This window comes from Neorhizobium huautlense (genome assembly GCF_030811685.1).
Classification (GTDB): domain Bacteria; phylum Pseudomonadota; class Alphaproteobacteria; order Rhizobiales; family Rhizobiaceae; genus Neorhizobium; species Neorhizobium huautlense_A.
Genome location: NZ_JAUSRF010000021.1, coordinates 1 through 12,554 on the forward strand (window position 1 = coordinate 1; position 12,554 = coordinate 12,554).

General features: G+C 59.0%; 11 protein-coding genes. 6 read left to right on the forward strand and 5 right to left on the reverse strand.

Annotation, left to right across the window (positions count from 1 at the left end; all coding sequences use genetic code 11):
* Nucleotides 1-140: 140 nt before the first annotated feature.
* From J2T09_RS23285 to J2T09_RS23300, 4 genes are all read right to left on the reverse strand, one after another.
* A complete protein-coding gene (locus J2T09_RS23285) occupies nt 141-1,232 on the reverse strand; it encodes a porin (protein ID WP_306839084.1) in 1,092 nt (363 codons plus the stop codon).
* Nucleotides 1,233-1,756: 524 nt separating this feature from the next.
* Nucleotides 1,757-2,311 (reverse strand): TetR/AcrR family transcriptional regulator, encoded by a 555-nt coding sequence (locus tag J2T09_RS23290; protein ID WP_306839086.1) that lies wholly within the window; start codon nt 2,309-2,311, stop codon nt 1,757-1,759.
* A 186-nt stretch (nt 2,312-2,497) separates the two neighbouring features.
* Nucleotides 2,498-2,998: a PAS domain-containing protein gene (locus J2T09_RS23295; protein WP_306839088.1), complete on the reverse strand. Its 501-nt coding sequence runs from the start codon at nt 2,996-2,998 to the stop codon at nt 2,498-2,500.
* Between the two features lie 32 nt (nt 2,999-3,030).
* Nucleotides 3,031-3,753, reverse strand: a complete 723-nt coding sequence (locus J2T09_RS23300) for a helix-turn-helix transcriptional regulator (RefSeq protein WP_306839090.1) — start codon at nt 3,751-3,753, stop codon at nt 3,031-3,033.
* A 351-nt stretch (nt 3,754-4,104) separates the two neighbouring features.
* On the opposite strand from J2T09_RS23300, the gene J2T09_RS23305 reads away from it, so the two are divergent.
* Nucleotides 4,105-5,784 carry a formate--tetrahydrofolate ligase gene (locus J2T09_RS23305; RefSeq protein ID WP_306839092.1) on the forward strand — a complete coding sequence of 560 codons (1,680 nt, stop codon included), beginning with the start codon at nt 4,105-4,107 and terminating at the stop codon, nt 5,782-5,784.
* A 183-nt stretch (nt 5,785-5,967) separates the two neighbouring features.
* Here the strand turns inward: J2T09_RS23305 and J2T09_RS23310 are convergent, their stop codons facing one another.
* Nucleotides 5,968-7,170 carry an extensin family protein gene (locus J2T09_RS23310; RefSeq protein WP_306839093.1) on the reverse strand — a complete coding sequence of 401 codons (1,203 nt, stop codon included), beginning with the start codon at nt 7,168-7,170 and terminating at the stop codon, nt 5,968-5,970.
* Nucleotides 7,171-7,486: 316 nt separating this feature from the next.
* Here J2T09_RS23310 and J2T09_RS23315 point away from each other — a divergent pair, with 316 nt between their 5' ends.
* From J2T09_RS23315 to J2T09_RS23335, 5 genes are all read left to right on the forward strand, one after another.
* Nucleotides 7,487-9,676 (forward strand): anthranilate synthase, encoded by a 2,190-nt coding sequence (locus J2T09_RS23315; RefSeq protein WP_306839095.1) that lies wholly within the window; start codon nt 7,487-7,489, stop codon nt 9,674-9,676.
* Nucleotide 9,677: 1 nt separating this feature from the next.
* Entirely contained in the window at nt 9,678-10,178 is a 501-nt protein-coding gene (locus J2T09_RS23320) for a GNAT family N-acetyltransferase (RefSeq protein ID WP_306839097.1), read from the forward strand.
* Nucleotides 10,179-10,370: 192 nt separating this feature from the next.
* Entirely contained in the window at nt 10,371-11,267 is an 897-nt protein-coding gene (locus tag J2T09_RS23325; RefSeq protein ID WP_306839262.1) for a cation diffusion facilitator family transporter, read from the forward strand.
* Entirely contained in the window at nt 11,264-11,728 is a 465-nt protein-coding gene (gene queF / locus J2T09_RS23330) for a preQ(1) synthase (protein ID WP_306839099.1), read from the forward strand. Before J2T09_RS23325 ends, queF begins: the two co-directional genes overlap by 4 nt.
* Before the next feature lie 192 nt (nt 11,729-11,920).
* Nucleotides 11,921-12,505: an ATP-dependent Clp protease proteolytic subunit gene (locus tag J2T09_RS23335; RefSeq protein WP_306839101.1), complete on the forward strand. Its 585-nt coding sequence runs from the start codon at nt 11,921-11,923 to the stop codon at nt 12,503-12,505.
* Nucleotides 12,506-12,554 lie beyond the last annotated feature (49 nt).

A 12,554-nucleotide genomic window follows, 5' to 3' on the forward strand; every position in this document is an offset into this window, starting at 1 on the left:
ATCTTCATTGCCTCATTCGAACGCGGCCGGCAAACTCGGTGGTTCGCATAAAACAAAACCCCGCCAAAAAATGACGGGGTTTGTCAGCAGTCTGAGCCCGGCGAAATGCCGGGCTTTCCGTTCGAACCTGAAAGATCAGATTAGAAGTTGCGCTGCAGACGAACGAAGCCGTCCCAACGATCGCCGTCGCCGGCAACACCGCTGTCGATGTCGACGTCGGTGTAGTTGACGGTGGTCTTGAACGCCAGGTTCTCGGTGATGGCGTAGTCAGCCGTCAGGCCTACGCGCCATGCGCTGCCGCCAACATAATCGCCGGAGACCGGCAGGATCTTGTCCCAATACTGTGCGCCCGGGGTGATCGACAGCTTGTCGGTGACCTTGATGGCGTATTCAGCGCCGATGGTCCATTCCGAGTAATCCCAGTAACGGTTCGGGCCGGTGGAGTAGACACCGAAGATGCCGAGCGAGCCGGGGCCGATTTCAGCCGTCAGGGTCGAAGCGATGACGCCGTCTTCGTTGTCGAACTCATAACCGCCGAAAACGTCGATGGAAACGCCGCCGAACTTGGCAGCAACGAGACCGTTGACGCCGATTTCGTCCTGACTGTCGTCGAGATCGGTCTTCCAGCCGGCTTCGGAGTTGAAGGCGTCAACGCCGACATAACCCATGAACGCGCCACCGTCGAAGGTGTAGCGGATGCCGTTGTTCAGGGTGTCGGTGGCCTGGTAGTCAACATAACCAGCGGCCGGACCAGCGTCGTGAAGGACGGTTTCGCCCGGAAGGCCCGTGTCGAAGTAGTTGTAGAACTGACCGACGCGCAGGCCGCCGAGTTCGATGTAGGTTTCTTCGAGGTAGAATGCGTCACCACGATCGGTGTCGTTGGTGTTGGCGCGCAGGGTGATGCGCGAAGCCAGCGTGCCGAGCTCGGTGTCGGACTTGGCTTCCAGACGCAGCTGGGCGCGGGTGTTGGTGTTGTAGCCGGCATCCTGAACGCGGCCAACGCCGTCGATATCGAAGTCGCTACGACCGCCAACCTGGGTGCGGACGTAACCACCGATCTTCAGGCAGGTTTCGGTGCCCGGGATGTAGAAGTAGCCGGTGCCGAAAGCGTCGCAGACGCGAACGTATTCCATCGGCTCAGGTTCAGCAGCAACGATGGCGTCGGCAGCCTGTGCGCCGGATACAGCAGCGAGAGCTGCTGCGGAGCCGAGAAGAAGGCTCTTGATGTTCATGGGGTGAGCTCCAGTCAGTGGTCCGGACGCGGTGTGCGTCCGATCTCAATCCGCGTTGAATCGCATTCGACGCAGTGGGTGCAATGTACGAACGGTCGTTCTGTTTGCAATCCCGGAAAGCGCTCTCAAGCGTTCTTGCCATCGTTCGATCATCACGCGTGACAGAAAAGGCACATTCGGGAGTGGCTCACATTCATGTGATTTTAGGCCGTTTTTTCGCCACAAATGCGACAAATTCAATGAAGTGAACCGTTTTTTGAGCCGTTTCGCGGGCATCCGTAAATTCATTGAGGAGCGCTTGCGGTTTTGAACGATCGTTCTTATTGTTCTGTCGTGCTGCGCTGTTTGGCGTGACGCGGGCCGATCGTTCCCCTCGGATGGCAGGCCTGACATTGTTGTGGCGATCGGAGAAAGTGCCGGCACATACCTCCACGTCGATCTCGGCCGCCCTTCTTCCCTGGAAGGGCGGCTTTTTTCGTCGTCGTGCGTTCGATTGTGTGATGTGGGAGCGTGCGGCTCGCTGCTCAGGACGGGTAGGAGGCGTAGATTTCCCTGATGTCCTCGAGGATGTCGATGCGCTCGGCATCTGTCCATGTATGGAAATTGAAGCGCTCGATGCAACTGAACCCGGTCAAGGCGAAATAGGCCATTCGTGCGGCTTTCGGCTTGGTGCCGCTCGAAATCGAATCGAGTTCGTTCGCCATCCAGTCCCGCATGAATGTCTGCAGGGCCTCGTCTCGTCCGAGCGAGACGCTGATGGTCATGGCGATTGCGCGGTCCCGTTCCAGCGGTCGTTTGCGTGCAGCCACCAGTCTGCCGAACAGTTCTGGATGGGACGATCCCGCCATGGCGCAATCTCGCACATGCGAATCGGTTGTCTGCTGGTCCCTGCGGATCTGACGTTCGACCAATGCTTCCAGAAGCGCGCATTTGGTCTTGTGGTCGTACACAACCTGCGACTTGCTGACGCCTGCCTCTTTGGCAACGGAGTCGATTGACAGGCTGGCAGCCCCCGTACGCGAAATAACGCGCTCGGCTGCGTCAAGGATATGCTCCGGATCGATCTTCCTAGGTCCCACGTATTCGTCTAGCCCCTCGTTTCTTTTGCGACCACTTATAGCAGTTATGACAACGAGTTGAATACGATTACGCAAGTGATTTCAATTTCTCGCGGACTGGTTGGGCTTTTTCCACGAGATCAGGTGCCGGCTGCGGGATATGCCTCGCAGGCATCGGCGCCGGCACCGCTTTCAGATGTCGGATCTTTATTGACGACCTTCCGGATCGTCTGGGCCGGGGCTTCCAAGCGGCCACCGTTCGCCATCGGACACGAAGGCGGTGCCGCTGCGTCGCGGAAAAAACTCGTAGGTGATGCCGACGACTTCGCCCGATGAACCGGGCCTGCTGCGGAACATGCCGACCGAGCGAAGAAAACGATAGGTCTCGCCTTCGGCGCCAACCCGGAAAATGCTGTGATAGGGGCGCTTTTCGACACTGGCGCGCTCGAAAGTCGACATGATGAAGCCGAGATCGTCCGGGTGGATCTGCGCCGACACCCGGGTCATGTCCATAGGGCCATCGCTATGTTCAAGCCCAAACAGATCGCTGAAATCGGAGCTGGCGAACATGTGGCCGCTGTCGAGGTCAAGCCGCCAGGAGCCGAACAGCCTGAAGGCGGTGATCAGTTCGATAGCTTCCGCATCGCTGATGCCGATTATGCGATGCTGATCGTTATCGCGATGTTCCTGCTCGACCCAGAAAGGCAAGACAGTGCTCCTTAACGCATGCCAGTGCCGGCTTAAGCAATCAGCTTGAGCCGGATGGCCTTAGCTACCAACTGCGTTCTGTTGACGCAATCGAGTTTGCGGATTGCATTGGTGAGATAGGCATTGATGGTGTGATCGGACAGCGAAAGGATGTTGCCGATCTCGTTGGAGGTCTTGCCCTGAGAGGTCCAGCGAACGACTTCCAGTTCGCGGGCGGTAAGGGCAGGGGCCGACGGGCGTGGCTCGTGACGGCGCAGGCGATCGAAGATATCAAAGCCATGCAGGGCAATCATGCCCAGTTCGTTCAGTTCCGCCTGGAACAAAGGCGGGCGCGTGCCGTCGAAGCGCATGATGAAGCGGTTGCCGTCGACCGAATGCAGCGGCATGGCAGCGCTGGAGGTGATGTCATGGCGCCGCAGCAGTTCTATTGTCTGCTCGTCGAATTCCAGGCTGTGATTATCGGCATGGTTGACCGACCAGCTGACCGGCAGTGCTGACCCGACAAGAAGAGAGGCGAGCGGGCAGCGGCGCATCAGCCGACGTCGATCGAATTCACGGATATAGTCGCGCGGCCATGTCGTCTCGATGACAAGTGGTGCCAGCAGAATATCATCCGGGTCCGGCGACGCGAGCAGCGTGACATGCCGGAAGCCGAATTCAATGGCGACCTTTTTCAAGGCGGAAATGACGTCCGCATGCGAATCCGACATGGAAATTTCCTTGTTCAGAGCCGCCTGCCGTTCGAGTGTGATCATGGTGGTCCCGGAACATGACACCCAGTTATGTTGGGGCGCAACGAATATACCAAAAAAGCTTTGCTGCCAGCATATTTTTTCGGATTTAAGGCTTCAAAAAGAACGTGTGTGGGCTTTTGCTCAAAATTTCATGTTATTTCAGCGATTTATGTTGAGCTTAGTTATACACTTTGGCAGTCGAAAACGCGATTTTCTGTATCCTGCAAAATATAACGGCGGATGATTCTTTCGATTGCTTTTTTCAATCGTTTAATCGCTGTTTGTGATTGATGGGGATGGCATTGCAGCGGCCCTTGCCGTAAGGGGCCGTTTCAGCGATTTTCCGCGCTCTCAGACCCAAGGAGATGCCTCTTGCCGACCGTAGCTTCCGATATCGAAATCGCGCGTGCCGCCACCAAGAAACCGATTTTCGAAATCGGTGCCCGGCTCGGTATCGCATCAGAAGATCTCGTTCCCTATGGTCACGACAAGGCGAAGGTGAGTGCGCAGTTCATTAACGCACAATCGAAAAAGCCGGACGGCAAGCTCATTCTGGTGACGGCGATCAACCCGACCCCGGCGGGCGAGGGCAAGACCACCACGACGGTGGGGCTTGGCGATGGTCTCAACCGCATCGGCAAGAATGCGATGATCTGCGTGCGCGAGCCGTCGCTAGGCCCCTGTTTCGGTGTCAAGGGTGGCGCGGCCGGCGGTGGCCACGCACAGGTCGTGCCGATGGAGGATATCAACCTCCACTTCACCGGCGATTTCCATGCGATCACCTCGGCGCATAATCTGCTGGCGGCGATGATCGACAACCACATCTATTGGGGCAATGCGCTCAATATCGATGTGCGCCGTATCACCTGGCGCCGTGTCATGGACATGAACGACCGGGCACTGCGCGAAATCGTCGGCTCGCTCGGCGGCGTTTCCAACGGTTTTCCGCGCGAAGGTGGCTTTGACATTACCGTTGCTTCGGAAGTGATGGCGATCCTCTGCCTGGCCAACGATCTGGAAGATCTGGAGAAGCGTCTCGGCGATATTATCGTTGCCTACCGCACCGACAAGACGCCGGTTTTTGCCCGCGACCTCAAGGCCGATGGCGCCATGGCCGTTCTTCTCAAGGACGCCATGCAGCCGAACCTCGTGCAGACGCTGGAAAACAATCCGGCATTCGTGCATGGCGGCCCGTTCGCCAATATCGCCCACGGCTGCAACTCGGTGATCGCCACCAGGACGGCGCTGAAGCTCGCCGACTATGTGGTGACCGAAGCCGGTTTCGGTGCCGATCTCGGTGCTGAGAAATTCTTCGACATCAAGTGCCGCAAGGCCGGTCTGAAGCCGGATGCCGCCGTTATCGTCGCCACCGTGCGGGCGCTGAAAATGAATGGCGGGGTTGCCAAGGACGATCTCGGCCAGGAAAATGTCGATGCACTTACGCGCGGTTGCTCGAACCTTGGCCGTCATGTCGCCAATGTCCGCAAATTCGGCGTGCCGGTGGTCGTTGCCATCAACCATTTCATTTCAGACACCGACGCCGAAGTGGCGGCCGTGAAGGAATATGTTGCGCATCTGGGTGCCGAGGCGATCCTCTGCCGCCATTGGGCCGAAGGGTCTGCCGGTATCGAGGAGCTGGCCTGGAAGGTCGTTGAGATGGCGCAGTCGGGGACTGCCAAGTTCGAGCCGATCTATCCCGACGCCATGCCGCTGATGGAAAAGATCGAGGCGGTTGCCGCAAAAATCTACCATGCCGGTGAAGTGACCGCGACCAAGGCGGTGCGTGACCAGCTGAAGGCCTGGGAAGAGCAGGGTTATGGCAAGCTGCCGGTCTGCATGGCGAAGACCCAATATTCCTTCTCGACCGATCCGACCCTGCGCGGCGCGCCGGAAGGCCATGTGGTGACGGTGCGTGAAGTGCGCCTCTCGGCCGGTGCCGGTTTCGTCGTCGCCATTACCGGCGAGATCATGACCATGCCGGGTCTGCCGCGCTCGCCGGCGGCAGAGCGGATAGTGCTCAATGAGCAGGGTTATATCGAAGGGCTGTTCTGAGGGTTTATCCGCGCGTGCATGAGAGGACTGCCCTTCACCCTAACCCTCTCCCGCCTGCGGGGAGAGGGGACGTGGCTTATTGAGCCTACATCTGTTGGGGCAAAGCTGTGCGGCGTATTCCCTTCTCCCCGCACGCGGCGAGAAGGTGGCGGCAGCCGGTTGAGGGGCAATTGCAACAGCGGATCACCGGCAATACCGGTAGCCGTTCTTGCGATCCAGCACGTCGAGATGCAGATGATCCTGATGCGTCGCGTCGCTTCCGGGTGAGAGCACGGTGGAAAAATACAGGCAGGCACTGGCTGTCGCGGTGCGCTGAAAAGCGCCTTCCAGCGTCGAATCCTCCTGCCGCGGTTTCATCTCCAGCGTTTCGCCATTGTCGAGCTTGAACGCGGCGACATCGATGGCGTTTCCTCGCGCGTGTTCCGACACCTTGCCGGTCGAGGCGCTGTTGCGCAGGCGGCAGGCATAGGTGGAGCCGGGCACGATGCCGGTGACCTTGCGGCCCGGCATGGCGACATTCATGGCGGGCTGGACATTGTCCTTCATCCAGGTGGCCAGCGCATGGGCGGTCTCGCAGCGCATCTGCGCGCCGCCGGTATCGACGCCGGGCAGGATTTCCTTCACCGCGATCGGCTGTTCGATGCCGCAGCCCGGTTCTTCACCGGTAATTGCCGGGATCGTCTCGAATTTCGTGCCGAGCGCCGTCAGATCGGCAAGGCAGGCCTTCAGTTCTTCCGGATCCTCCTTTTCGAGCGGCGGAGGGGGCGGGGTTTTGGCCTTGTCCTCTTCCTTCTTTTCGGCGTCCGTCTTGGGCTGGTCTGCCTTGTCCGGTTCCGCCGTTTTTGGCTCGTCATCCTTTGCTGAAGGCTTTTCTTCGGCCGGTTTGTCTGCGGTTTCCGGTTTTGCCAGTTTTTCCTTTGGTGTTTCGGGTTTCGGCAGCGGCTTTGGAACGTCTACCGCTTGCGTCTGTTCGGGGGAGGTTGCAGCAGGGTTTTCGGCCGGTAGAGGCGTCTTGTCCGCAAGCTCTGGCGGGGTCGGTTGGGTGGCCGGTGTTTCAGCCGTTACCGGTTTTGTGTCCTCTGCCTCTATTGCCGGCGAAGCGCTTTCTTCCGGCTTTGTGCCAGGCTTCGGCAGTGGAACGGGAACAGTGGCAAGCGCCGGAACGGATGGCGTTGCGTTTCGTGTTTTTGCCGGACGGGCGCGGCGGCGCTCGGAGGGTTTTGAACGGGATGATTGTTTTCTGACCCCGATATCCTTCATGAAGCGGTCAAGCGCGTTGACGGGCACCACATCCGTGCGCTCCATGGCCGGAGCCGGGAGATGGGGCGGCATGGCAGCGCCGAAGGCAAGCGGCAGGCAGGCAAAAACACAAAGGATTTGCTTCATCCTTCATTGGTCCTCTCATTTTCGGGTGAACCATTTTCGGACGCCCGGCGAGGAGGGGAACGCAAATGGCACCGATTTGGTCGCATCGAACCGGCAATAAAATTGCGGCAGGAATCCGCTTGCATGCGTTTCAAAGCCACGCTAACAATTCGCCCCATGATCAACTCGATGAACATTGCTAACTGGTGGTGGGCACGCTGACGCGGCCTTGACCAGTCATGTCCATCGACAAGACGACGACAAGCCGCCCGAACCACGAGGCGGCTTTTTTGTTGAGCCGCTTTAAGGGATCGGGCATCCAATCCAGAGGCGGAATATGGTTACGGTTATCGAAGACGACGGTTCGGAAAGCTATTCGACGCGGGGCGGCATCAATGTTCGTCGCCAGCGCCGGCCGGCGGAATATGCGACGGCGATCAGCAGCTATGTCGACCGTTTGGACGAGCGTCGCGGCGCGGTGTTTTCCTCCAATTACGAATATCCGGGCCGTTACACCCGCTGGGACACCGCGATCGCCGACCCGCCGCTGGGTTTCTCCTCCAATGGCCGAAAGGTATGGATCGAGGCCTATAACGGCCGTGGTGAAGTGCTGCTGGATTTCGTCGCAGACCGCCTCGCACGCGAAGCCGACCTGACGCTCGGTGAGCGCTCTGCTCGCCGCCTCGATCTCACCGTCAACGAACCGACCCGCGCCTTTACCGAGGAAGAACGCTCGAAAATGCCGACCGTGTTCACGGTCCTGCGCGCCGTGGTCGATCTATTCTATTCTGATGCCGACAGCGCCATCGGCCTGTTTGGCGCCTTCGGTTATGATCTCGCCTTCCAGTTCGATGCTATAAAACTGTCGCTGGCGCGCCCGGAAGACCAGCGCGACATGGTGCTGTTCCTGCCGGACGAAATTCTCGTCGTCGACCACCATGCGGCCAAGGCCTGGGTCGATCGTTATGATTTTTCGAAAGACGGCGTGACCACTGAGGGCAAGGATTCAGAGATCGCGCCCGATCCGTTCAAGCGCACCGACGTCATCCCGCAGAAGGGGGACCACAACCCCGGTGAATATGCAGCGCTCGTCACCCGCGCCAAGGAAAGTTTTCGTCGCGGCGACCTTTTTGAAGTCGTGCCGGGCCAGAAATTCATGGAGCGTTGCGACAGCAACCCGTCACAGATTTCCAATCGCCTCAAGGCGATCAATCCGTCGCCCTATTCCTTTTTCATCAATCTCGGCCATCAGGAATATCTGGTCGGCGCATCGCCGGAAATGTTCGTGCGCGTGTCGGGTCGTCGTATCGAGACCTGCCCGATTTCCGGCACGATCAAGCGTGGCGAGGATGCGATTGCCGACTCGGAACAGATCCTGAAACTGCTGAATTCAAAGAAGGACGAGTCCGAGTTGACCATGTGCTCGGATGTCGACCGCAACGACAAGTCCCGCGTCTGCGAGCCGGGTTCGGTGAAGGTGATCGGCCGCCGCCAGATCGAAATGTATTCGCGCCTGATCCACACGGTCGACCATATCGAAGGCCGTTTGCGGCCGGACATGGATGCGTTCGACGGTTTCCTTTCCCATGCGTGGGCCGTGACCGTGACCGGTGCGCCAAAATTGTGGGCGATGCGGTTTGTCGAGCAGAACGAGCGCAGCCCGCGCGCATGGTATGGCGGGGCGATCGGCATGGTCGGCTTCAATGGCGACATGAATACCGGGCTTACGCTGCGCACCATCCGCATCAAGGACGGCATTGCCGAGGTGCGGGCAGGGGCGACACTGCTCAACGACTCGAACCCAGAAGAGGAAGAGGCCGAAACCGAACTGAAGGCATCCGCCATGATTTCAGCGATCCGTGATGCGCGCGCCGGCAATAGCGGCAAGGTTGGCCGTGACGTGGCCAAGGTCGGCGAGGACGTCAAAATCCTGCTGGTCGATCACGAGGACAGTTTTGTCCACACGCTCGCCAATTATTTCCGCCAGACCGGCGCCGAGGTTTCGACCGTGCGCACGCCGGTGCCGCAGGAGATTTTTGACCGCATCGATCCCGATCTTGTCGTTTTGTCGCCCGGTCCCGGCAACCCCAAGGACTTTGACTGCAAGGCGACCATCAAGGCGGCGCGTGCCCGCAACCTGCCGATCTTTGGTGTCTGCCTCGGCTTACAGGCGCTTGCCGAAGCTTATGGCGGCGAGTTGCGCCATCTCGCTATCCCGATGCATGGAAAGCCTTCGCGTATCCGCGTGCTGGAGCCGGGCATCGTGTTTTCCGGACTGTCCAAGGAAGTGACGGTTGGTCGTTACCACTCGATCTTTGCCGATCCGGCGACGCTCGACCGTGATTTCATCATCACCGCCGAAAGCGAGGACGGGACGATCATGGGCATTGAACACGCCAGGGAACCGATCGCGGCGGTGCAGTTTCACCCGGAATCGATCATGTCGCTGGGCGGTGATGCCGGCATGCGGATGATCGAGAATGTCGTGGCGCATCTGGCGAGGAAGCGTGAGGCGGCGGTGGCGTGAGGTGACGGAAAACATCCTCATCGAACCGATCGGAGAAAATCATGTCGAGGGTTTTCGCGAGGCCCTCGACATCGTCGCGCGCGAGCGAAAATATCTGGTGTTTCAGGAGGCGCCGCCCATCGAGGCGATGCTGTCTTTCGTTCGCGACAATATTGCCGCCGGTCATCCGCATATGGTCGCGGTGGCCGATGGCAAGGTTGTCGGCTGGTGCGATATCCGCCGTGGCGCTCGGGATGCGGAAGCGCATAGCGGCGTGCTCGGCATGGGCATCATCCCCGGTTATCGCGACAGGGGATTGGGGCGCAAGCTGATGCTGGCCACGCTGGAGGCTGCGAAAGCTGCCGGCTTGCACCGGGTGGAACTGCATGCCCATGCGGACAATTTTCGAGCCATCGCCCTCTATGAGAAAGTCGGCTTCGTTCATGAGGGTGTCGCGCGTCATGCGATCAGGATCGAAGGACGTTATATCGACAGTGTGCTGATGGCCTTGATATTCGAGTGAAGCCGCTGCCTGACCCTTTGACAAATCGCCGGCCTTGAGCCATATCACCGCTCAATTCGAAACCGCCGCCGCGAGACGATCTCGCTGCGGCGGTTTCGTCGTTTCAGGCATGGCGTTCTGCAAATCATTCGCAGACGCATTTGGGGATTTTTCGACGTGGTGAAGGACGACAAAACCGTCGAGCGGCTGGCGATGTGGGGCATTCCGATCTCCATCGGCGTGCTCGGATTGAAGCTTGCAGCATGGTGGGTGACCGGTTCCGTGGCGCTTCTGTCCGATGGCCTGGAATCGCTGGTCAATGTGGCGGCGGCCTTCATCGCCTATTTCGTCATCCGTTATGCGCAGCGCCCGGCCGATGACGATCACCAGTTCGGACATCACAAGGCCGAGTATATTTCGGCGGTTCTCGAAGGTGTGCTGATCGTCGTTGCGGCGTTGCTGATCATTCAGGAAGCGTCTCAGGCTGTCATGCGACCTGCCATGCCGGACGCGCCATGGCTTGGTCTCGGCATCAACGCCATCGCGGGTGTCATCAATGCCGTTTGGGCGACGACGCTGATCCGCGCGGGCAGGGCGCATCGTTCGGTGGCCCTGACGGCAGATGGCCAGCATATCATGTCGGACGTGGTGACCTCGGCCGGGGTCTTTGTCGGTCTCGTTCTGGCAGTGCTGACCGGTTATGCCATCCTCGATCCGCTGCTTGCGATCTTTGTCGCCATCAACATTCTATGGCAGGGTTACAAGGTCATCACCCATTCACTGGGCGGCTTGATGGACAAGGCGCTGGAGCCGGAGGAAGAAGCGGCCGTGCGCGCGGCGATTGCCGCCCATTGCGGTGGTGCGCTGGATGTCCATGACCTGAAAACGCGCCAGGCCGGAAAAGCCGCCTTCATCGATTTTCATCTCGTGGTGCCGGAGAAAATGTCCGTTCGTGAGGCGCATGAAATCTGCGACCGCTTGGAAGATGCGATCAAAGAGGTTATTCCCGGCGCCACATTGGCGATCCATGTCGAGCCCGAGGGCGAAAATGCGCATGGACAGACGGTCTCAATCGAAGGACCTATGAGTTCGGAAGGAATGGGCAAATGACGATGACGGATGTCAGCGGGCTGTCGCAGCTCGGCAAACAGGTGGATGCACCCAAAAGCCCGGAAGAAGCCGTGCTGGAGCGCGTGCCCAACAGCAATCAGGGCATGGATTACGTGACGCGTTTCACCGCGCCGGAATTTACATCGCTTTGCCCGATGACCGGCCAGCCGGATTTCGCGCATATCGTCATCGATTACATTCCGGATGCCTATCTGGTGGAATCGAAGTCGCTGAAACTGTTTTTTACCTCGTTCCGCAATCATGGCTCGTTTCACGAGGATTGCTCGGTCTATATCGCCAAGCGGCTGGTCGAACTGCTCAATCCGAAATGGCTGCGGATCGGCGCCTACTGGTATCCGCGTGGCGGCATTCCGATCGACGTGTTCTGGCAGACGGGTGATGTTCCGGCCGGCGTCTGGCTGCCGGATCAAGGCGTGCCGACCTATCGCGGGCGTGGGTGAAAGCCGTGTGGCCTGCCGTTCGCGTCCGCGTGCGGGCGGCAGGCTTTCTGCCTGAGCCTTGGCCTGATCAGATATCCATGCATGCTGGGGATAAAGCGAGGATAAGGAATTCACCTTAAGCCCATTCGCACATTGTTTTAACGACGCGAACGCATTATGTCCGGTATCGACACGTCCATGCTGGAGACAATGATGAACGACGAAAACGACGACGACAAGACGAAGGAATTGCCGCTCGGCAAGGAGACTGAAGCCAATCTCTTCAAGTCCCGCTCGATCTTCATCTATGGCGGCATCACCCAGGAACTGGCGCAGAAGGTCTGCACCCAGCTGGTTGCCCTTGCTGCCGCCGGCGACGAAGACATCCGTATCTACGTGAATTCGCCCGGCGGTCACGTGGAATCGGGCGATTCGATCCACGACATGATCAAGTTCATCAAGCCGAAGGTCTGGATCATCGGTACCGGCTGGGTCGCTTCCGCCGGCGCGCTGATCTACGTTTCTGTTCCGAAGGAACGTCGTATCGCTCTGCCGAACACCCGCTTCCTGCTTCATCAACCGTCCGGCGGCACGCGCGGCATGGTTTCCGATATCGAGATCCAGGCCCGCGAAATCATCAAGATGAACCAGCGCCTGATCAAGATCTTTGCGAAGGCCACCGGCCAGTCGGAAGAAAAGATCGCCAAGGATATCGACCGCGATTACTGGCTCGGCGCAGAAGACGCCGTCGAATACGGTCTGGTTTCCAAGATCGTCACGAGCCAGTCGGAAATCTGATCCGGCCCGCGTCGAGCGAACAATAAAAATCCCCCGTCGGCATTGCTGG